Here is a 21,283-nt window from a genome sequence, read left to right as displayed (position 1 = left end):
GCCTTGTTGCTCATTCGTATATTTCTTCACTATAAAAAGGCAGCCAAATCGCGTATTTGGCTGTCTTTTTTAGCAAGTAGAATGACATAGCATTATGTTGGCTTTTGCACAACTTCTTTCTAACTGCTTAAATCTTGATAAATAGGGTATTAAAAAATAAATGCTACCGATCGTTCTAATTATATAAGAAAAGAGGAAAATAGCGATGACCGTATCTGTTTTAGAACAAGCAAAAGTAGAATTACCGAATGGAGAAACAGTAAATTACCGAATGAAAAAAGGCGGAAAAGAGGTACTTTTGTTAATTCACGGAAACATGAACTCTTCCCTTAACTGGGATGTGTTAATGAATGAACTTCCAGAACATATCACAGCTTATGCGATCGATTTAAGAGGATTTGGAGATTCCACTTATCATACACCTATCCACACAATCAAAGACTTATCAGATGATGTCAAACTGTTTGGGGATGCTTTAAAGTTGTCTGCTTTTACAATAAGCGGGTGGTCATTAGGAGGAGCAGTTGCTATGCAATATGTGATTGATCATCCGAATGATGCCAAAAAATTAATTTTATTAAGCTCCGTCAACATTAAAGGCTACCCCATTCCGAGAAGAACGTTCCTAGAACTGCCTATTCCTAACAACTTTATACAAACCAAAGAAGAAGTAAAAGAAGCATTTAGAATGGTAGAAAACGCAAAAGAAACAAAAAACACATGGTTTTTAAAAATGATGCTGCGTCAATTTTTATATACAAAAAATAAGCCGTCTGCTGATCAATTTGAAACATATTTAGAAGGAACGATCAAGCAGCGAAATTTAATTGATATCAATTACGCACTCATGAGATTTAATATTTCAAACGATTTTAATGGTGTTGTGGAAGGGACAGGAGAGGTGGAAAAAATTACGATTCCTACTATGGTTATTCAAGGCGATGAAGATAAGATGGTTTCCACAAGAGATGCATCCGACATCGCGAAAGGCATAGGGGAAAATGCGACGTTAAAAATTATGAAAGGCGTAGGCCACTGCCCGTTGTTGGATGATTTAAGCAGTTTAATGGACTTATACAACGCTAATTTAAGCAGGGCTTAGTTTGCTGCTAACAGAAGTTTTATTATTGCTAGATGCAGCATGTTCTAAATTAACAATGAGAAAAGCCTTCTATTTTTTGAGGAAGCAGACAACTAGTAAGGAAAACAATCAAAAAAACGTAAGGTCTTTTGAAGATGCTTACGTTTTTTATGGATGACACTTATTGAATTTAATGCTGTTTTTCAAAATAAAGAAACAGATTGGTAATCCATTTTGATAGCAGTATCACACCGAGATAAAATACAAATAAATAACCGTAAGTAGCCCATTCATGCAGCTGGAAAAAGCCAATCCCTGTTAATAGAGGTTTGAAAATAAAAGCAAAAAACAAACAAAGAACAGTTGCATATACATAGTAATTTTTATGATGGTTAATTGTCCATTGATAAAGAAGCATAAAAGAGACAGGAATAAGCGAAGCATCTAGGCTAAAGCTTACGGGTATGATTGTGTTGATTTGGTAAGGATACGTCCACAGCCCGTTATAAACTCCAGCGGTGTCACTATAGTGAAACCAAACGTGCACGTTAAATCCATAAAACCCTAAGTGAAAGGCTTTTTTTCGGTCAATTAAAAAATAGAGAATGACTAAAGGTAAAATGAAAGCGCCCAAGGTAACCCAAAACTGCCAAGAGCCTGGAGTGGAGTAGTGCTGCCAATATTCAGCCCACGTTTTGGCTAGATTTTCTTGTATGCTATGTATCTTTTTTAGATATTCCTGTTGGTTTGGTGTCAATGTAATCCATCCTTTTAAGTAAGAAAAATTTCGTTACTTTTAAAATGCCCTTTTCTTAAGTTTTGGATACCTTTCCCTGTTGAGTTGTTTGTATTTTTCTGCACGTAAAACGATGTACGTATTTGGAGTGTCTGCATGCTTACGTGGTTCTTGCTGCTCGGAGAGGCCATTTATCAGCTCATCATTTAAAAAGCAGTTACAGCGACTGCTTTTTTCCATTTTTATGAAACTTTTAGCGCGGTTTTTACGTATAAAAGGTATAAATAAAATAGTAGAAAAAGGAGAGGTTTTTTTGTCTGAAGAAAAGAAAAAGACAGATTATCTAGGACTGGGACTAGGTCTGGGCGTTGCGATGGGGGCTTCTTTTGGGATACTGATGGATAATATCGGCTTTGGTATTGCGATCGGAACGTCCTTAGGTGTTGCTTTTGGAACGGCAATGAATCAAAAACATAAAAAGGAATAAAATTCTGAAAGAAGGAGTGCAGAATGAAATATTTTGATGAAGCAAAAGAACTATGGTTAAACTATGTCCCGAGAAATGGGCAGTCGGATATCGTAGAAGGAGAAGTCATCCGGGCCATTGAAAAGCTTCGCTGTGAAGCTCAAGGCAACGGGAATGCCAATTGGGACGGCGGATTTGAGATGCTCGTGTTATATATACTAGACGTATTAAATGAACCTGCGGTATTTAGCTCAGCTGTTTTAGCTGAAATAAAAGCCGATGTTCACACCTTGCTCACTTCGGCAGAAGATCCGTATTTAGAAGACGACGTATACGATCGTTTGACGGACCGCGTCATTGAGTGGCATATAGCTAAAGGCGGCCCTATCAAACGAGAAAAAAATCCTCAATTGTATAGATAAACGTGAGAAAGGAGCTGTTTTAAACAAGCTCTTCTTTTTTTGAGTTCCTGAAGCTTTGTTTAACTAACAGGTATCTAATTGCATCATGTGCTAAATAAATACATATAGAAAATCAGCGGTTTACGTCACAGCAGTATAGCATAAGCTTCTTAAAAAATCGATTCATAAATGGTTAAATGCTTGCTGACCTCCATAAAAAGTTCATAACTGACGCTGTTGCAAACACGTATAGTATTATATCTTTTACTAAATAAGAGATAAAGGAGAAGCGCCGATGTATATTCCAAAGTATTTCAAAGTGAATGATGAACAAATAATGTATGATTTTATTGAAGACAATGGGTTCGCCACTTTGTTTTCGTATCATAATGAAAAGCCTTATGCTACTCATTTGCCCCTGATGTTAAACCGGAAAGAAAAAGCTTTATACGGACATTTTGCTCGTCCGAATCAGCAGTGGAAAGATGCTGAAAATCAAGAAATTTTGGTTGTGTTTCAAGGGCCTCACTGTTATATTTCACCGTCTTGGTATGAAACGAATCAAGCTGTACCAACATGGAATTATGAAGCTGTTCACGTGTATGGCACCATGAAAATGATTGAAGAACCAACAGAACTGCTTGGGCTGCTGAGGAAGATGGTGGAGAAATATGAAAGCCCGAGCAGTACATATACACTAAATGACGTTGATCCTGCTTATATGAATAGTTTAAGCAAAGGAATCATTGGGTTTAAAATCGACATCAGCAAAATGGAAGGCAAGCAAAAGCTAAGTCAAAATCATTCAGTAGAAAGACAGCAGCTAGTCATCGAAAAGTTAGAGCAGACGTCTCGTGAAAATGAAACGAAAATTGCGGAGCTGATGAAGCAAAATGTGGAGCGCGTGCTTAAGAAGTAACCGCTGTTGGAAAAGATCAGCAGTTTGTTAAAGGGAAGATAAAGAGAAACTAACTATGTGTTTAGTTTCTTTTTATGTTCACAACATTTTCTTGTTATTGACAAAGGGGCTGTATATCCTTTAAAATTATCTTTAATTAAAGATAATTAAATTAAAGATAATTTTAGTGGAAGTTAAAAAATTTATATATTATGAAAAGAGGCGGAGCAGATGGAATTGTTAGGGTTGCATCATGTATCTATTTTGACGGGGAAAGCTGAGAAAAACTATCAGTTTTTCACCAAAGTGTTAGGCATGCGATTAGTAAAAAAAACGGTGAATCAAGATAACACTCAGTCTTACCACTTGTTTTATGCAGATGGAGAAGGGACGCCAGGAACGGAAGTAACGTTTTTTGATATCCCAGGGCTTGCAAGAACACATGAAGGTGCATCTGACATTTCAACCGTGTCGCTTCGTGTTAAAAGTACGGATTCTTTATACTTTTGGAAAGAGCGCTTTGAGCAGTACGGAGTAGAGTATGAAGAAATAGCTAAAAGAGCTAATCGTGACACGTTAGCATTTAAAGATTATGAAGGCACACGCTTGCTTCTTGTTGCGGACAACGGTGAAAAAGGGGTAAGAGCAGGCGTGCCGTGGAAGCGCGAAGACATTCCGTTAGAACATGCGATTATAGGCTTAGGACCGGTCACGCTAACGGTGGGTACGCTAGAACCAACGGTTGACGTACTGACAAATATTATGGGATTTCGCTACGTGAGTTCTTATCCATCTCTTGCAGGAGATCATAGAGATATTTTGGTTTATGCAACTGGTGAAGGCGGAAGCGGAGCCGAAGTTCATATTGAAACGAGACCTGATTTGCCGAAAGTTCGCTTAGGGCGCGGTGGTGTTCATCACGTTGCCTTCCGTGTTCCAAATGAAGAAGAATACAATAAGTGGGCAGCTCGATTAAATGAAAACAGTCTGCCGAATTCCGGTAAAGTAGAACGATACTATTTCAAAGCACTCTATTTCAGAGAACCAAACGGCATTTTATTTGAATTATCAACGGACACACCTGGATTTGCGACCGATGAACCGCTTGAAACGATGGGCCAAACATTAGCCCTGCCGCCATTTTTAGAGCCGAAGCGCAAAGAAATCGAAGAGAAGCTGAGACCGCTAGATTTGGATGAAACGCTATAGAATTCTGAAGGTGCTTGCCGCCTATTAAGACATGAAAAAACTCCAGTATTTATACTGGAGTTTTTTAGGTTAACACTCATCGTGCCAGAAACCGCAACCACATGCACCAATAATAATGAGTAAAATAAACAGTACGATAATAATGGCGAAACCATTACATCCATGGTGAGGAACGCCATATCCACATTCAGGAACCATATATCCATAGTCCGGCATTGAATATCCGCAGTGTGGAATCATGTGCTCATAAGCAGGAGCTGTATAGGCGTGGTGAGCCATAGCAGGTGAGAACGGCATATTTTCATTAGAACTAAAAGGTGCGTTTACGTTATTATGCATTTTAATATCTTCCCTTCATTTATAAAACTTTTATAAAGCTTTGATAACTTATTCATATGTTCCAAGGTCCTTATATGAAGCTTATTCACAGCCCAATTATGGTTAATTAACTATATTTTATGGTGAGTGGAAATGAAACAGTGAGTTTTACGGTGCTTGGGGCTTTATAATTTATATCAGAAGGGAAGGGGTTTATCTGTTTTTGATTGCATACCGCTGTTTCTAGAACGGGTTATGATGAACGTTTTGATTTTCTTAATTCTATATCGTATACGTACCCAAGCTTTCGATGGTTCATCACGTCTTCAGGAGTTGTATTCCAAGGATACATCGGATCTCTAAAGTTTTGACCAAATGGCCCGTTTTTCATTGGCTGATAGTTTTGATTGCGATGAACAATTTGCCATACAGCCCAAATACGATCCACATTTGCGTGGTGTAAAAAGAAGACAGGATCATTCGGAGCAGTAGGGACAACGCCCATCTGTCCGCCAACCCAACGGTGTACGCGATTGTGAAGCTGCGGCCCGTTAATAAATCCTTCAAGCTGATTACGGAAGCTGTTTTGGCTGGTCATATCCCAAGGCGGCGTATCATACTGAGTTATTTTTAAAGCATTGAGAACATCATCTCGAGTAGGGAGTGTAGGTGCCTCTTTCGTTGCGCCAAAATTACGTTTTAGCCCGCCGGAAGGATTTCCTTGTTCATCAATCGTCGTCCAGCGCCCAGCTGCAAACGGACCGGTGTCGACGATAAAATCTTTTTTAGGATTTCCGTTTCCTCCCATGAAATCTGCACTCCAAATTTGTGATTGTGAGGGATCCTGCATCTGTGCGTCCGTTTCCCATTCCCAATAAGGAAGGGTTACTTCTGGATTGATTGACTGAAGGTCACGCTCAAATCGTAAAAGGTATTCACGATGCCATGGCAAAAAAGCAGAACTCATATGTGCTGCATTTCGATCGCTGCCCGGAGGCGTATGAAATTTACCTGCCGCACCATGCCACGCTATATAGCGGTCGTATATTCCTTTTTCCTTTAGTATTAGCACGGTACGAACAAAATCTCTTTTTTCCGTGTCTGTAAGAGATAATACGTTTTTTCTAACTTTGTACTTGTTACTCATTTTTTAACCTCTTTCTTAAAAAAGAAGCAAGGGGCTGTTTCTTTTTTATATTTAGAATATGTCCAAGAGGTAAAAGTGCTACTGTCATATCTCCAAAATTTCATAGTCTAAAGTTGGATTTTTTACATATTAAATAGACTTTAAATCAATTATTAACTTTCTAGAGCTGTAGATAATGAAATGAAAAAAAAAGCAGGCTTGAGCCTGCTTTTTTCATTTCATATATTTATATTAGGGTTAATGACCGATTGGATACATGGTGGTTACGCTGTAGTCGTAGTCTTTGCCTCTGTAGTCGGTATACACAACTCTAACTTCTTGGTTCAAAGAACTAATATACTTTTCTTTCACGTAGTTGCCAGATTTATTGTTGGTGCCGTCTTCGCCTTCGTTGATGACTTCTTCAGCAACAGACATCGCTTGTTTTTCATTTAAATACTTACTGAATTGGCTTTTACCTTGATAGTTGTCAACGCCTGGTTTTTGCATATGCGCGATAATGTGGCAATATCCGTATTTATCATTTCCTTCTTGTAAGACAAGTTCTTTGCCGGTAAATAACCTGTCGCTTTGAGTCTCTGCAGAGCATTGGTTGCTTGGTGTAGTGTCCGATGTGCTACTCGATGTACTGCTTGAATTTTCATGCTGCTGAATGAGAGAAATGGGCGAATTGTTGGTAAATACAGCGATGAGGGCAATAACAAGTGCCACAATAGTGTATAGTATTTTGCTGTTTTTAAAAAAATCCATTCCTTTATGCGTCTCCTTTTTGAATCAACGTTAAAATCAAATCGACTTTCTTTTCTAGCTGATCAATTAAGTTTTGTTTTACTTGTTCTGATTGTAATAAAGCGCTTCTTAGTTCGTCCATATCTTTTTGCATATACGCACGGTTTTCTTTTTCTTGCTGCAGCTCTTTTTGAAGAGCTTGTATCGTGGACAGCAATTCTTTATCTTGGTTCATTTCTGCGTTCACCGCCTCTGTGTTGATAAAAAGCAACTTATGCCCACTATATAAAATACCACTATCTCCGCTGTAAATCGACTATTTGGATAGGAAATGAGTCCTCCCGGGTAAGGTTTTAGCAGGATATTGCTAGTTGAGAGGAGAATAGTATGGTTTACCGTAGATAGATAAGCTGCGCAGAAAAGAGGGAAGAAAATGTTTCCGGAATTAGAGACAAAACGGCTGATATTAAGAAAAATTGTAGAAGATGATGCCGGTGAGATTTTAGAATGCTTTTCTGATGAAGAGGTGCTGCGCTATTACGGGCAAAAACCTTTAGAATCGATCAACCAAGTGAAGGAGATCATTAAAAATTTTTCCAAAGGCTACGAAGAAAAACAATTAATTAAATGGGGGATTCAGCTAAAAGGAAAAGAGAAGCTGATTGGAACAATAGGGTTTCAAGAGTGGTCTCCTGGGCATAAGAAAGCAAACGTAAGCTATGCTCTTTTTCCGGAGTATTGGAACAAAGGATACGCAACAGAAGCCGTTCATGAAGCGATTTCTTATGGCTTCAACGAACTTCAATACAATCGTATAGGAGCGATTGTATTTACGCAAAATAGTGGATCTATCGCCTTGTTGAGCAAATTAGGATTTAAAAAAGAAGGGACCCTAAGAGAGTACCTGCTCCAAAACGGCATCCCGTTTGATACATATGTTTATTCGCTGCTGCGCGAGGAAGCAAAGATATAATTGCAAGCATAAAAAAAGGAACACGGGGAGATGTTCCTTTTTTTATGCTTATATTTGTTATTAGAACGTACGTGCAGCTTCTTTAGCGCGAGCAATGCCGTCTTCTTTAATTTCTTGTGCTTTATCTGGCATTGCAGCCTGTCCTTCTACAAATAGGCTTCCGATAGAAGGAACGCCGAAGAAGTTCATCATAATGCGCATATAGCGGTGACCCATTTCTAATTCACCAGCAGGGCCGCGAGAGTAGATACCGCCGTTTGCTTGAATATGGAACGCTTTTTTATCTGTTAATAGACCAACAGAACCTTCTGCTGTATATTTAAATGATTTTCCAGCTACTGCTACAGAATCTAAGTATGCCTTCATTACCGGTGGGAATGAGAAGTTCCACATTGGTGTAACAAATACGTATTTATCCGCTTGAGCAAATTGATCACTTAATTCGTTTAAACGAGCAACTTTGCGCTGTTCTTCCGGAGTAAGCGCGTCAAATTCTGCGCCGCTTCCAAGTTTACCCCATCCGCTGAATACATCGCCGTCGATGTGAGGGATATGTTCTTGATATAAATTAACGTGAACAATCTCATCCGTTGGGTTTACTTCTTTATACTCGCTAATGAATGCGTCTCCCGCAGCCATACTGAATGATTGCGTAGCATCGTTAGGGTTTGCTGTAATATATAATACTTTTGCCATAATTATTTTCACCTTTCCGTCTTCAATATATAAATGTTGTTTCATGAATTAAAGATAATATGTTCGAAAACATCTACTACGTTATTAATAGTAACTTACGTAACGAATTTAGTCAAAGATTTTTTATTGGGTTTTATCATGTTCAAAAACGTGTTTAAGAGTATTACGCTTTTGGGTTTAGTAGCTAAACCCTTTAAAATAAAAGGTTTATTTCTGTTTAAAGCGTGGTTTTAAACCTTATTCATTTAAAGGAACTATTTTTTTTGAACGTAGATAATTAAAAAACGAAAAAGAAAAAACGTGTATTTTTGTTTCGTGCGTTATTAATAGTAACAAAAAATAACAACGTTTCATCTTTCCTTTAAATCTATTTTCAGCGTAAAACGAGCAGGAAGGTGATCATTATTTCAAGGGAAATATAAGGGAGGGAAGAGTAAAGAAAAAGACCTCGATCTGCTTCGAGGTCTTTTTAATTTTTATTGAACTTAAAACGTCTTGGCCATTGAATGGGCTTTTTGGAGTGCTTTTTCTTTGATTTGCGGAATTTGATCCGGGAATTTTACTTGCCCTTCAATAATAATGCTTTCAAACGCTTCAATTCCAAAGAAGTCCATCATGATTTCTAAATAGCGGTGTCCCATTTCTCTTGCCATTTCAGGGCCTTCTGAATACACGTCTCCGCGGGATTGAATGTGAATTGCTTTTTTTCCTTTAAGCAATCCCTGAGCGCCTTCTTTTGTATATGTAAAGGTTTTACCTGACACGGTAATCGCATCAATGTACGTTTTCATAATCGCAGGAACAGAGAAATTCCACATTGGCGTGACAAAAATATATTTGTCAGCGAGTACGAACTGTCCGCCTAGTTCAGCTAATCGTCCCACTTTTAATCGTTCATCCGTTGATAAATCCTGGATGGAAGAGTGAGAACGAAGCTTTTTCCAGCCGTTAAATACGTCTGCATCTAAGTATGGAATATCTGCTTGATATAAATCTAAATGAACCACATCATCTTCTGGATGTGTTTGTTTATACACGTCAATAAATTCTTTCCCAACAGCCATGCTAAGTGATTCGTCTTCAGCTAAAGGGTGTGCAGTAATATAGAGAACATTTGCCATGATGCTCATCCTTTCTATGGAGTAGTTTTATTAATCTTGGACCCAGCTTTCTGCCCACTGGCTAATCGGCCCTAATATTTTGCCTAGCTCTGTTCCTTTTTGAGTCAGCGAATATTCAGAACGAATAGGGCGGTCCGGAATGACATTTCGGACAACAATTCCGTGGTCTTCAAGCTCTTTAATTCGTTCTGTCAAAAGCCTTCTGCTTAAGGCTGGTATACTTTCATTTAATTCACTAAAGCGTTTAGGACCGCTCATAAGTACATAAATGATTAATCCTGTCCATTTCTTGCCAATCAGTTCAAAACTTTTTTCTACTTTAGGTTGAATATCTTTTTGTTCGTCCATATTACGTATCCTCCTTCAAACAATATGGATGAAAAATAACTTATGCATTTATTGTAACAGAAAAAGCATAAAAACATGTGGAAACTTTGGGTGAAGCAGGGTGAAATGAATAATTTCACTAGTATTTGTACCTTGCTTTTCACTTCTTGAAAACTTTTCACACATAGGCTTGTCACAGCATACGATGTACGAATTCATTTTAAGAAAAGGTGGTATGGTCATGGCAGGAGTTATTAACATCTGTAACACGAGAATTAATGGTATGGCGAGAAACGGATCGATGAATTTTGGAGAAGTTCTTCACAACGGACACACAGCGGATGTTAAATCTGTTGGAATCAACTCAACGTATGGAGACATTTCAGCTGCTTGTGCTCGAATGAAAAACACAAATATGGATGCAGATATATTTGATCAAACTGCTGTTGCGAATATTGATGGGGTATATGGAAATCAGCTATAAAAGGGAGCTGCTTATAACGTATGAAGTTGTAAGCAGCTTTTTTATGCTGAGAAGTAGAACACTTATTTATGATAAGAGAATGTGTTTCTACTTCAATAGAACGATCTATCAGAGTTCGCGAATCTATTATATACGCCTTTTCTAAAAAAATTTATATATTGTACAAGCACCCGGTCATTTATTGAATAGTATATAGAGGAAAAACAAAGAAAGGATGATTAAAATAGACTCGTATGAATACTACTACAACCCTGAAGATGGAAAGTATTATATTAGAAAGAGAAAAAATAGTACACATCCCTTAAAAAAGCTCAAAGACAAACTTGATAAGTCAAAGGATAAAAAGGATAGAAAAGATAAAACAAGTAAAGGGAATAGGTTCGACGATGCAGATAACAAAGTGAATAAATCACGCGATAAAGTTAACACAGGGAACAAAAAAAATAAATCACGTGACAAAGTTAATACAGCGAACGAAACCAATAAATCATACGACAAAGCTGACGCAGTGAATGAAACCAATAAACCATACGACAAAGCGGATGCAATGAATGAAACCAATAAACCATATGAAAAAGCTGACGCAGTGAATGAAACCAATAAATTATATGACAAAGCTGATGCAGTGAATGAAACAAATAAAGTTGATATAACAGACCATTCATTATATAAAATGAGCGTAAAAAATAATCATAAGCATCCTATTAAAGTTAGCATTGTTATGCCTACGTACAATAAGTATCATCAAACCTCTCTTTCGCTTTACGGTTTATCAAAACAAACGTTTCCCCATGCTGAGTATGAAGTCATTCTAGTAGATGATGCGTCTTCTGATAACACGTCCAACATTTTAAAAGAAGTGGATGTCCCGTTCAAATTTAAATATATTCAAATGAAACAAAATAAAGGGCGTTCCTCGGTACGTAATATAGGAATTAATCATGCTGAAGGAGATCTTTTAATCTTTTTAGACGGAGAAATGCTGGCTCCTCCTGCTTTTATTGAAAATCACTATAAACATCATGTGCATGAATCTAATCTTGTGGTTACCGGAGCTATGCATTATGAAGGAGTCTACACGTTTATTATGCCAGACTATAATGAAGATCAAGTGGCTCACTTGAAAGAACTAGTCGGCAGGGATCCTGAGTATAGAAGATTGTATGAAAACTATGAACAGACGAAGCAGCATTCAAATGTTCCTTGTCCTCTTGTAACAAAAGAAGACATTGATACAAACCGTTTTCAACGTTTATCCTTTCCTAATCGTTATTTTCTTAACAGCGGGCTAAAACATTTCGGAGAGCGGCTTGAAGGATTTACGCTACCTTATATTGCATTTTTAAGTGGAAATGTATCAGTAAGAAAAGCGAACTTAAAAAAATCCGGTCTTTTTGATGAAACGTTTGTTGGCTACGGGGCAGAAGACTGGGAGCTTGGATATCGATTGTATAAAAATGGGGTGCAGTTTGTTTTAGATCCCTCTACGGTTGCCTATCATCAGGAACATGGGATATCGAAGCGGAAAGTGAAAGAGCAGTGGGGGAATCACTACCGTTTTGTGAAGAAGCATCCAAATATAGACGTTCTTATTCTATCTCTTGAATGGAAAGAGCTCCCGTTTATGCATCTGCATCAAACATTAGTTGAATATAACCAATTGGAGGAACGTTTTCCTAACGAATACAATGAACTGAAACATGCTTTTTGTACCATGCTTTTTAGAATTATTGAATATTTAAATAGTGGACAGCCTGTGACGAAACTTTACGATCTCCCTGAAGGGTCAGAGGAAAGAATAAAAATTCATCAGCAGTTCGAAACGCTGCGGCCTCGCGGATTTGACTATTTGGCGAGTTCTTTTGAACAAATCTATTACCTTTAGTAATTAACACTTTCAAATAAAATATAGTATCGTCTCGCCGCAAAAACCCCTCAACTTACGCAAAAAAATTGAGGGGTTTATCTCTATATCTATTTTATATAAGGAGAGAGAGAATACATGAATCAAAATTCACCAAAGTACGTTGCTTTGACGTTTGATGATGGACCCTCAGCCTACACGGCTGCTATTTTAAAAATTCTAAAAAGATATAATGTACGTGCGACCTTTTTTGTCGTAGGTGCAGAAGCGGAAAAATTTCCGAAGCTGATCCGACGTATTCATAGAGCAAAGCACGTAATTGGCAATCATACGTGGAGTCATCCTGATATTACAACTCTTTCTAAACGTGAATTATGGAAAGAAATCACTTCTACAAATGCTCAAATAGAGAAAATAATAGGTTATTCGCCCAAGCTGTTTCGTGCACCTTACAGTTCGATAAATGATACAGCTCTTGCTACTATTAAGGAATTGGGAATGACGTCTGTTCTATGGAATGTAGATAGTCAGGATTGGCGTGAAGAAGATCCATTGGCCATATGCAAATATACGATTAAAAATCTACAAGAAAAGAATCTTATTGTCATGCACGACGGGGATCGATACGGCAGCGGAGCGCGGGATCAAATTGTTGCTTCATTGCCGAAACTTATTAAATATTTAATAAAAAACGACTATCAATTTGTAACGGTTCCTGAATTTCACCGAGTCGCATACAAGATTGAAGGATGGTCTTAAGCAGAAAAAGGAATAGCCAAGAGGTATTCCTTTTTTCTATTGTGAAACAAGATAAAATCGAGAAGGTTATATGTGCGAATGGATAGAAAGACTAGGTAGAGAAAAGCATTTCACTTTATTTATAGAAGGGTTGATTGTTAGGAGATGTCTTACTTATACGTTCAATATAAAAAATTGGTAAAAAATGAATCTTTTTAGAGCGTGATTCGTACTAGTAAGTAGATACATAATTTTGATGAAGAAAAGAGGTAGTACATTGAAAAACAAAGGCTTGATCGCTACGCTCATTGGGATAGCGATTGTTGTGATTTTAGGGTTAGGAATTGTTGTGATTTACGGAGTGAGCTCTTACAACAGCCTCGTTAGCGCAGAGGAAGACGTAGATAATAAATTTTCCCAAATAGATAATCAATTAAAAAGAAGAGCTGATCTAATTCCGAACTTAGTGGAAACGGTCAAAGGCTATGCTAAGCATGAACAGGAAGCAATTGATTCAGTCACTCAGGCAAGAGCGCAGCTAGCGGGAGCGAAAACTCCTGAAGACAAAGCTGATGCTAATCAACAGTTAAGCGGCGCATTAAACCGCCTGCTCGTAGTGGTTGAAAAATATCCGGATTTAAAAGCGAATGAAAACTTCAGAAGCTTAATGGACAGTTTAGAAGGAACGGAAAATCGACTCGCTGTAGCGCGTAAAGACTATAACGATGAAGTTGCAAAATACAATAAATCGGTTAAGAGATTTCCTAAAAGCATGTTAGCGGGTACGTTCGGCTTTGAAAAAAAGCCATATTTTGAAGTAACAAATGAAGAAAAAGAAGCGCCGAAAGTTGATTTTGGGAGCGATAAGTGATGAAATTTCTTGCTTCGTTTGCTTTATTATTGTCTCTTTTATGTAATATGGTAAGCGTTGCTTTTGCTGCACCTGATATTCCAAATCCGGTAGGTGATATTTACGTTCAAGATTTTGCTCATCTATTAAACGATCAGGAAAAAGCTGAAATAAACCAAATGGGCAGAAAATTGGATGATGAAACGAAAGCTCAAGTAGCGATTCTTACCGTGAATTCATTAGGTGATGCGGATGTAGAAGAGTACGCGAATGAAGCGTTTCGGAAGTACAAACTCGGTGATAAAAAGCTGAACAATGGCGTTCTTATTTTGCTCGCTAAAAAAGAACGAAAAATTCGAATCGAAGTAGGATATGGGTTAGAAGGAGCTATCACCGATATCAAATCGGGAGAAATTTTAGATTCTTATGCTATTCCTAACTTAAAAAATGGAAAATACGATACGGCGCTAGAAAGCACATACAAAGCTGTTTATAACCAAGTCGTGAAAGAGTATGATTTAGGAACAGATTTTGAACAAAAAGTGCCAAAAGCATCTCCGCCCTCTGATAGCGGTGCTCATTTCACAACGCTTCAAACGCTGCTGATTGCAGCTGTTATTGTGGGCTTGCTTATTCTCGACTTCGTCTTTTTTAAAGGAGCGATTACACAATTTCTGCTAAACTTCCTTGTCATGTTTGGAGGAAGAGGCGGAGGCGGTGGCAGCGGCGGAAGCGGTCCTCGTGGAGGGGGAGGCGGAAGCTCTGGAGGCGGCGGAGCGAGCCGAGGCTGGTAGAAAGATAAGAGTCAAAAGAGGCTGGAATAAAATTAAGTTAGTTGAAGGAAGATCCGACCGAGATGGATTCTTAATTGAGAATCCAACGCGTTCGGGTTTTTTATTTGCGTGGTGAACATAGCTTTCATATATTCATTCAGCTCATGTATCCTATTTGTACGTCTTTAGATTGAATTAATGAGGTATGTGTCAATCTCATTTTTGCTTTGTGTGCCTATATCTTAAAAAATAGATTTTTTTCCATTGTATAAGCATAATCAAAAAAAATTAGGGAACTAAGAAAAAAGTTAGAGATTTACAAATAAAAAGGAGAGTTTTGTATGAATACATTTAGGTGGATAGCGGCAAGGAAACAGCTCTCTCCTCGTGCTTTTAAAGATGAGCTAAATAGCCAAATATGGTTTAGTCCCTTAATTTATGCTCTTTTTTCTGTTCTTTTAGCTGCATTGACGCTGTTTCTTGATTATTACTGTAAAGTAGGAGAGAAAGTTCCTTCGTTTTTTTCAATCAACATGGATTTAACCAATACGTTAGTGAGTACGATTATGCCCGGAATTTTATCGATTACGACGTTTACCTTTAACTTAATGCTTGTTGTGTTTACATCATTTGCAGCTCAGTTTTCTCCTCGCGTGTTAAAAAACTTTGCTTCTTCGAAATCGACTCAGCGAATTCTCGGGATTTTTATGGGGAGTTTTTTATATACACTTTTCGTCTTTCTTTTTTTAAATAGTTCACAAGTAGATGGCTACTTTGCTATCCCATTTGTGACCACGGCGCTATCGGTTTTTAGTGCAGGCACGTTTGTCTACTTTATTAATCATTCCGTTAAATGGCTGCAAGTTAATCATATGACTCAATCGATGAAAACGGAATCTATAAAAGCTATTGAAACGACGATACGTGAAGAGCTAGAGGTTCATCGAACGCAATCTGCTCATAACGAACCATTTTCCTTTCCTGAAGGAGAGAAAAACCCAGTATATATTCAAACATCCGGCTATATTCAGACCGTGAATTACAGCCGATTAATTGACTATGCCAAAGAGCATAACTTAGTGATCAAAATGGAGAGGGAAGTAGGGGACTACGTACTTGACGGAACGATATTGTTTTATTATTGGAATCGAGATTCTGCAGAGCAGGATGAAATTGATCAGGCTATTTTCCATCGATATGTTCATATAGGAAAATCTCAAACCGATATTCAAGACACAACTCATATTATTACCAAGTTTGTCGAGATGGCGATTAAATCATTAGGAAGTGATGACTTCAAAACGGCGATTAACTCCATTCACCAAATTAGCGATATTCTTCGGAAAATTTGTGATGTTAGTCAGTTTTCTTCGTATTTAGTTGATGACAGCGGCGTTGTACGAATGGTTATTCCTGATAAAAAATTTGAAGACTTTTTATATGATGGATTTGCTAATATCAGGCACTATGCTAGACGTAATATTATCATTACAATGGAGCTGCTTAAAACGCTTGGAAATCTCGCTGAGGCCATTGGGCCAGCTTATTACGACGATATTTGGGAGTTTGCCATTTACACGTCTCAAGGCTTTGAAGAAGAGTATTTATTTGTTCAAGATAAAAAATATTTTTTACATATTCTTTATGATTTAGCTATTTCTACAGAAAAGGAAGAGCAATATGAACAGATCACTGAACAAATGAAGAAGTAAAAAAGCCGAAGTCAACGCGTGACTTCGGCTTTTCTTTTTTATTATTTATTTGAACGTTTTAAGATGCTTTTAGCATGTGAAAATGTATCAAAGCTTGCTTTTCCGTGATACGCACCCATTCCGCTGTCACCAACGCCGCCAAATGGAAGGTAGTGAGATGTCATATGGTTAATCGTATCATTGATGGAACCGCCGCCGAATGACACGCTGTTTAAGATGTGATCTTGGATTGCTTCATCTTCAGAGAAAAGATAAAGTGCCAATGGTTTTGGACGTTTTACGATTGCTTCAATTACTTCTGAGATTTCATCGTATACGATGACTGGAAGAATTGGTCCAAAGATTTCATCTTGCATCACATTGTCTTCCCATGAGATGTTGTCAAGAACAGTTGGTTCAATAAACAGACGAGAACGATCCGTTTTGCCTCCAAAAACGATATCTCCGTTTGTTAAGAAGCTGTTAAGACGATCAAAATGCTTTTCGCTCACTACGTGAGGGAAGTCTAGATTTTGTGAAACATCTTCGCCGTACGTGTTTGTTACGACTTGTTTTAGGTTAGCTAGCAGCTCGTCTTTTACATTTCGTTGAACAAGAATGTAGTCTGGCGCTACGCAAGTTTGGCCAGCATTTGCAAATTTACCGCGCGCAATACGTTTAGCTGCTTCTTCAATATTAGCATCTTCGTGTACAATTGTAGGGCTTTTTCCGCCTAGTTCTAGCGTAACAGGCGTTAAATGTTTAGCTGCAGCTTCTGCCACGATTTTGCCGACCATTGTACTTCCTGTAAAGAAGATGTAATCAAAGTTTTCTTTTAGTAAAGCCGTGCTTGTTTCCACTTCACCTTCGACTACCGTTAAGTATTCTTCAGGGAAGTTTTCATTAAACATCTTAGCAAGAAGGCTTGACGTATGAGGTGTTAATTCAGAAGGCTTTAACACCACGCAGTTACCTGCAGCAATCGCGCCTACTACTGGTGATACAGCAAGTTGGAACGGATAGTTCCAAGGTGCAATCACTAGAGCTAAACCGTATGGATCTTGATAAATGTAGCTTTTTGCTCCAGCGTGAGTAGATGGTGTTTCTACTTCTTTTGGCGCTGCCCATTCTGCAAGATTTTCAACTGCAAAGTCGATTTCACTTAGCACAAGACCAACTTCTGCACGTTTTGCTTCCATTTCTGGTTTGTTAAGGTCAGCTTTTACTGCTTTTAAAATGTCGTCTTCATGACGCACAACAAGGTCTCTTAATTTCTTTAACGTTTCGATACGGAACGCAACGTCTTTTGTTTTACCGCTATTAAAGAATGAAAGCTGTTTTTTTGTAAGTTCTTGATAGTTATTCATCAGAAAATCTCCTTTTACTTCACATTTTTAACTCTTTGTTCAATGAACAGAACTAGCTGCTGCTTATTTCCAAGTTGTAACCGTATTGACCGGTAAACGGTAAGAAGCATGGCCTTCGCTTGCTGCTTTCCCGATTGAGATAAGCATAATTGGAAGGTAACGTTCTTTATCTAAACCGAATTCTTCTGCGATTAAGTGTTTTTCGTATCCGCCGATTGGATTTGTATCATATCCGTGAGCGCGAGCAACAAGCATAAGCTGCATAGATACAAGACCTGAATCAATTAGCACGATGTCTTTCATATCTGCTTTTGGCATGTTTTCGTAAATCGGCTTAAAGAAATTTAGCTGCTGTTCTTTAATATCCTGAGGCATATAGCCAAGCTCTACTGCTTTCCCGAAAATTTCGTCTGCATATTCGACGTTGTTCATGTCACCAAACACGGCAATAACAGCTGAAGATGTATGAACTTGTTCACTGTTAAATTTCGCAAGTTTAGCTAGCTTTTCTTTTCCTTCTGGTGTTTCAATAACAACAAAGCGCCACGGTTGCATATTAACAGAAGAAGGAGCGCGCATAGCTTCTGTAAGGATTTCCTCCATTTCCTCACGGCTGATTTTTACTGAAGGATCATATTTTTTAATTGAACGACGTTTTAAAGCAATTTCGTTAAAATCTTTTATAGTCATAGTCATTATTCCTTTCTTTTTAGGCGTTAAACATATTTATTGTCATTTCCATATTTTTGATTGTGGACAATTGTTTGACATATCAATAATTGATACATCAACAATATAATACATTGATTTAAGAATTGCAAGGGAAAAAGTTTAAACTTTTGAAGTGGTGTTAATTAAAAGTGTGAAACCACATCCTGCGGGGAACAGAGATGAAGAAAGTAAGTGATGAAAATAAATAATAAGAATGATAAAACAAAAAGTTTGACTACTTTATTTCTCTTAGTTACGATAAGTAACGAAAAGAGACAAAAGTGAATTTGTTACTTTTTAAATGAATGACAGTTTGAGAAAGAAGAGATAGAGAAATGTTTATTCTCTTTTTAAAACCTAAACTGTATTTGTAATTAGTACAGTATAACAAGACATATCACGCAGGAAAAGTAGGAGGACTTCAAGATGTATACAGATTTAAAAGATAAAGTAGTAGTTGTAACAGGCGGATCAAAAGGAATAGGCCGAGCAATGGCCGTTCGTTTTGGTCAAGAGCAGTCAAAAGTGGTTGTAAACTACCGCAGCAATGAGGATGAAGCGCTAGAAGTAAAAAAAGAAATTGAACAAGCTGGCGGTCAAGCAATTGTTGTTCGAGGCGACGTAACAAAAGAAGAAGACGTTGTGAACCTTGTAGAGACAGCTGTTAAAGAATTTGGCACATTAGACGTTATGGTTAATAATGCTGGTGTTGAAAACCCGGTTCCTTCACATGAATTATCATTAGAAAACTGGAATCAAGTAATCGATACAAACTTAACAGGCGCGTTTTTAGGAAGCCGCGAAGCGATTAAATATTTTGTTGAAAATGACATTAAAGGAAATGTTATTAACATGTCCAGCGTTCACGAAATGATTCCTTGGCCACTATTTGTTCACTATGCAGCAAGTAAAGGCGGTATGAAGCTAATGACGGAAACATTGGCTCTTGAATATGCGCCAAAAGGTATCCGCGTAAATAACATTGGACCAGGCGCGATCGATACGCCAATCAACGCTGAAAAATTCGCAGATCCGGAACAGCGTGCAGACGTAGAAAGCATGATTCCAATGGGCTACATCGGCAATCCGGAAGAAATTGCATCAGTTGCAGCATTCTTAGCATCGTCACAAGCAAGCTACGTAACAGGTATTACACTATTTGCTGATGGCGGTATGACAAAATATCCTTCTTTCCAAGCGGGAAGAGGTTAATAAATAAAGCTGAAAGAAAAAAGACCTTGGGATATCCCGAGGTCTTTTTCGTATTGTCATAAATGCACGGCTTATTTACCGAATATTGAAACTTTTATTAAAGTGTTACGTATATAAGCTAACGACAAATAAAGGACGTGTTGATATGCTACCGGAAACGATTCAACAAAAAGTAGATCAGTATAGAGGTTTTTATATCAGCTTAAAAAATGAGCTCAAATGGAAAGTGACAGATCCGAAGCAGCTTATGGCTATCGCTTCTATGTATGCAGTGAAAGGCAAATCGCTTCAGCTTCAGCCTTATATTGAGTTAAGTGACTATATTAAAAATCAAGTAGGAATGTTTTCTACATTAAAATCATCGCAGAGGTTTACGATCGCAGCCATGCTAGATACCCGCTATGAGAATCCAAAAGAAACGTTTCATGAATTTCTGGATGTATATGATCAATTGGTACAAGGCGGATTTACCAGAGGCGCATTTACGTATATCGCAGCTTCCGCTATGCTGTCGAATGAGTCAAGTCGAAGTCATAAAGAAATGGTTCGAAGGTCAGTAGAAATTTATCAAGGCATGAAAAAAAAGCATCTCTTCCTCACAACAAGCGGTGATGTACCTCTTGCCGTTTTATTAGCTGAAACGAGCGAGTCTGTTGATGATTTGATGCATGAAATTGAACACTTTTATACCACATTGGGGCAGCATGGATTTAAAAGAGGGAATGACCTTCAATTTTTAAGTCATATTCTCGCAATCGATAAAAACTTACATGGGGATACCCTTATTGAAAGGTGCCTAGCAGTAAAAGAAACCTGTGAATCGGCAGGTATGAAAGTAAAAGCAATGCATTACCCGGTTCTTGGCTTATTAGCACTGTTTGAAAATCCGGAAGCTGAAATTGAAATTATCCATGAAGCGGTAAAGCAGCTGAATGCAGATAAACTTTTTAAGTGGCATAAAGACATCAATGTTATGCTGGCGGTTAATCTGGTTATCAGTGAAAAGCTAAAGGATTCTAGACTGGTCGAAACAGGTATCTATACAACGATTGAAACGATTATTCAAGCCCAGCAGGCAGCTATGCTAGCTGTTATTGCGAGCACTTCAGCAGTTGCTACTACGACTACTACTTGATAAATGAAACGGTTATAAAAAGAGGCTGGGACATAACTACATGAATCTAATCTAAAGATGAACCAATGGAATAAATGAGCTGAACCGCTTATAATACCGCGGTTGATTTCCGTGCAAGGCTTCGCTTTCCGCCGGCGGCCGCTGAGCCTCCTTGTCACTTACGCTCCTGCGGGGTCTCACCTGTTCCGCTTTTCCCGCAGGAGTCTTCGCCTTGTCCTCCAATCAACCGCTAGAAGTACCCGTATACATGAAACCTACGTTCACCATACCGATGAAAAAATCCGAACGGAGTTGATTCTCCATCAAGAATCTTGATTCCTCGTTCGGATTTACATTCAACTAGAATACTTTTATCT

The 21,283-nt window shown here is 38.0% G+C and carries 24 protein-coding genes; 14 read left to right on the top strand and 10 right to left on the bottom strand.

Annotated features, from left to right (window positions below):
* Nucleotides 1-205: 205 nt before the first annotated feature.
* A complete protein-coding gene (gene phaZ, locus ACFX4E_RS13870; protein WP_377259049.1) occupies nucleotides 206-1,102 on the top strand; it encodes an intracellular short-chain-length polyhydroxyalkanoate depolymerase in 897 nt (298 codons plus the stop codon).
* A 169-nt stretch (nucleotides 1,103-1,271) separates the two neighbouring features.
* Here the strand turns inward: phaZ and ACFX4E_RS13865 are convergent, their stop codons facing one another.
* Nucleotides 1,272-1,838 (bottom strand): CBO0543 family protein, encoded by a 567-nt coding sequence (locus ACFX4E_RS13865; protein WP_028409414.1) that lies wholly within the window; start codon nucleotides 1,836-1,838, stop codon nucleotides 1,272-1,274.
* Nucleotides 1,839-2,130: 292 nt separating this feature from the next.
* Here ACFX4E_RS13865 and ACFX4E_RS13860 point away from each other — a divergent pair, with 292 nt between their 5' ends.
* From ACFX4E_RS13860 to ACFX4E_RS13845, 4 genes are all read left to right on the top strand, one after another.
* Nucleotides 2,131-2,304 carry a glycine zipper domain-containing protein gene (locus ACFX4E_RS13860; protein ID WP_251626556.1) on the top strand — a complete coding sequence of 58 codons (174 nt, stop codon included), beginning with the start codon at nucleotides 2,131-2,133 and terminating at the stop codon, nucleotides 2,302-2,304.
* A 23-nt stretch (nucleotides 2,305-2,327) separates the two neighbouring features.
* Nucleotides 2,328-2,705, top strand: a complete 378-nt coding sequence (locus ACFX4E_RS13855; protein WP_251626559.1) for a hypothetical protein — start codon at nucleotides 2,328-2,330, stop codon at nucleotides 2,703-2,705.
* A 274-nt stretch (nucleotides 2,706-2,979) separates the two neighbouring features.
* Entirely contained in the window at nucleotides 2,980-3,603 is a 624-nt protein-coding gene (locus ACFX4E_RS13850) for an FMN-binding negative transcriptional regulator (protein WP_060745229.1), read from the top strand.
* A gap of 210 nt (nucleotides 3,604-3,813) precedes the next feature.
* Nucleotides 3,814-4,791 carry a ring-cleaving dioxygenase gene (locus ACFX4E_RS13845; protein ID WP_377238422.1) on the top strand — a complete coding sequence of 326 codons (978 nt, stop codon included), beginning with the start codon at nucleotides 3,814-3,816 and terminating at the stop codon, nucleotides 4,789-4,791.
* 69 nt (nucleotides 4,792-4,860) lie between these two features.
* On the opposite strand, the gene ACFX4E_RS13840 is transcribed toward ACFX4E_RS13845, so the two are convergent.
* From ACFX4E_RS13840 to ACFX4E_RS13825, 4 genes are all read right to left on the bottom strand, one after another.
* Nucleotides 4,861-5,130 (bottom strand): YjcZ family sporulation protein, encoded by a 270-nt coding sequence (locus ACFX4E_RS13840; RefSeq protein ID WP_034276228.1) that lies wholly within the window; start codon nucleotides 5,128-5,130, stop codon nucleotides 4,861-4,863.
* A 232-nt stretch (nucleotides 5,131-5,362) separates the two neighbouring features.
* Nucleotides 5,363-6,256 (bottom strand): tyrosinase family protein, encoded by an 894-nt coding sequence (locus ACFX4E_RS13835; RefSeq protein WP_028409409.1) that lies wholly within the window; start codon nucleotides 6,254-6,256, stop codon nucleotides 5,363-5,365.
* Between the two features lie 237 nt (nucleotides 6,257-6,493).
* Nucleotides 6,494-7,006 carry a hypothetical protein gene (locus ACFX4E_RS13830; protein WP_098247982.1) on the bottom strand — a complete coding sequence of 171 codons (513 nt, stop codon included), beginning with the start codon at nucleotides 7,004-7,006 and terminating at the stop codon, nucleotides 6,494-6,496.
* Between the two features lie 4 nt (nucleotides 7,007-7,010).
* Nucleotides 7,011-7,220 (bottom strand): hypothetical protein, encoded by a 210-nt coding sequence (locus tag ACFX4E_RS13825; RefSeq protein ID WP_028409407.1) that lies wholly within the window; start codon nucleotides 7,218-7,220, stop codon nucleotides 7,011-7,013.
* 198 nt (nucleotides 7,221-7,418) lie between these two features.
* Here ACFX4E_RS13825 and ACFX4E_RS13820 point away from each other — a divergent pair, with 198 nt between their 5' ends.
* Nucleotides 7,419-7,958, top strand: coding sequence for a GNAT family N-acetyltransferase (locus ACFX4E_RS13820; RefSeq protein ID WP_098332740.1), 540 nt, complete (start codon nucleotides 7,419-7,421; stop codon nucleotides 7,956-7,958).
* A 60-nt stretch (nucleotides 7,959-8,018) separates the two neighbouring features.
* Here the strand turns inward: ACFX4E_RS13820 and ACFX4E_RS13815 are convergent, their stop codons facing one another.
* The 3 genes from ACFX4E_RS13815 to ACFX4E_RS13805 all read right to left on the bottom strand — a co-directional run bounded on the left by ACFX4E_RS13815 (nucleotide 8,019) and on the right by ACFX4E_RS13805 (nucleotide 10,123).
* The gene (locus ACFX4E_RS13815; RefSeq protein WP_028409405.1) at nucleotides 8,019-8,654 is read right to left on the bottom strand and encodes an FMN-dependent NADH-azoreductase; all 636 of its coding nucleotides are present in this window, start codon (nucleotides 8,652-8,654) and stop codon (nucleotides 8,019-8,021) included.
* A gap of 485 nt (nucleotides 8,655-9,139) precedes the next feature.
* Complete coding sequence (locus tag ACFX4E_RS13810) at nucleotides 9,140-9,775, bottom strand: FMN-dependent NADH-azoreductase (RefSeq protein ID WP_028414603.1); 636 nt, start codon at nucleotides 9,773-9,775, stop codon at nucleotides 9,140-9,142.
* A gap of 30 nt (nucleotides 9,776-9,805) precedes the next feature.
* Entirely contained in the window at nucleotides 9,806-10,123 is a 318-nt protein-coding gene (locus tag ACFX4E_RS13805; RefSeq protein ID WP_102813558.1) for a winged helix-turn-helix transcriptional regulator, read from the bottom strand.
* 220 nt (nucleotides 10,124-10,343) lie between these two features.
* On the opposite strand from ACFX4E_RS13805, the gene ACFX4E_RS13800 reads away from it, so the two are divergent.
* The 6 genes from ACFX4E_RS13800 (at nucleotide 10,344) to ACFX4E_RS13775 (ending at nucleotide 16,523) form a co-directional block, all read left to right on the top strand.
* Nucleotides 10,344-10,586, top strand: a complete 243-nt coding sequence (locus ACFX4E_RS13800; protein ID WP_013084095.1) for a spore germination protein — start codon at nucleotides 10,344-10,346, stop codon at nucleotides 10,584-10,586.
* A gap of 214 nt (nucleotides 10,587-10,800) precedes the next feature.
* The gene (locus tag ACFX4E_RS13795; RefSeq protein ID WP_377238421.1) at nucleotides 10,801-12,471 is read left to right on the top strand and encodes a glycosyltransferase family 2 protein; all 1,671 of its coding nucleotides are present in this window, start codon (nucleotides 10,801-10,803) and stop codon (nucleotides 12,469-12,471) included.
* Nucleotides 12,472-12,588: 117 nt separating this feature from the next.
* Entirely contained in the window at nucleotides 12,589-13,209 is a 621-nt protein-coding gene (locus tag ACFX4E_RS13790; protein ID WP_377238420.1) for a polysaccharide deacetylase family protein, read from the top strand.
* A gap of 256 nt (nucleotides 13,210-13,465) precedes the next feature.
* Nucleotides 13,466-14,059 carry a LemA family protein gene (locus ACFX4E_RS13785; protein ID WP_028409401.1) on the top strand — a complete coding sequence of 198 codons (594 nt, stop codon included), beginning with the start codon at nucleotides 13,466-13,468 and terminating at the stop codon, nucleotides 14,057-14,059.
* Complete coding sequence (locus ACFX4E_RS13780) at nucleotides 14,059-14,832, top strand: TPM domain-containing protein (RefSeq protein ID WP_330534000.1); 774 nt, start codon at nucleotides 14,059-14,061, stop codon at nucleotides 14,830-14,832. The genes ACFX4E_RS13785 and ACFX4E_RS13780 overlap by 1 nt, the downstream gene beginning before the upstream one ends.
* Before the next feature lie 320 nt (nucleotides 14,833-15,152).
* The gene (locus ACFX4E_RS13775) at nucleotides 15,153-16,523 is read left to right on the top strand and encodes a DUF2254 domain-containing protein (protein ID WP_028409399.1); all 1,371 of its coding nucleotides are present in this window, start codon (nucleotides 15,153-15,155) and stop codon (nucleotides 16,521-16,523) included.
* Between the two features lie 41 nt (nucleotides 16,524-16,564).
* Here the strand turns inward: ACFX4E_RS13775 and ACFX4E_RS13770 are convergent, their stop codons facing one another.
* Both ACFX4E_RS13770 and ACFX4E_RS13765 read right to left on the bottom strand, forming a co-directional pair.
* Nucleotides 16,565-17,869 carry an aldehyde dehydrogenase gene (locus ACFX4E_RS13770; protein ID WP_098334315.1) on the bottom strand — a complete coding sequence of 435 codons (1,305 nt, stop codon included), beginning with the start codon at nucleotides 17,867-17,869 and terminating at the stop codon, nucleotides 16,565-16,567.
* A 63-nt stretch (nucleotides 17,870-17,932) separates the two neighbouring features.
* Nucleotides 17,933-18,559, bottom strand: coding sequence for a nitroreductase family protein (locus ACFX4E_RS13765; protein WP_080781659.1), 627 nt, complete (start codon nucleotides 18,557-18,559; stop codon nucleotides 17,933-17,935).
* A gap of 447 nt (nucleotides 18,560-19,006) precedes the next feature.
* On the opposite strand from ACFX4E_RS13765, the gene gdh reads away from it, so the two are divergent.
* Together gdh and ACFX4E_RS13755 are read left to right on the top strand one after the other, a co-directional pair.
* Nucleotides 19,007-19,792 (top strand): glucose 1-dehydrogenase, encoded by a 786-nt coding sequence (gene gdh, locus ACFX4E_RS13760; protein ID WP_098334316.1) that lies wholly within the window; start codon nucleotides 19,007-19,009, stop codon nucleotides 19,790-19,792.
* A gap of 145 nt (nucleotides 19,793-19,937) precedes the next feature.
* Complete coding sequence (locus ACFX4E_RS13755; protein ID WP_028409395.1) at nucleotides 19,938-20,927, top strand: DUF4003 family protein; 990 nt, start codon at nucleotides 19,938-19,940, stop codon at nucleotides 20,925-20,927.
* Nucleotides 20,928-21,283 lie beyond the last annotated feature (356 nt).

Origin of the sequence: Priestia sp. YIM B13491, assembly GCF_042787605.1 — a bacterium.
Lineage (GTDB): Bacteria > Bacillota > Bacilli > Bacillales > Bacillaceae_H > Priestia > Priestia megaterium_E.
This window is presented reverse-complemented; position numbering and strand designations above follow the sequence as displayed.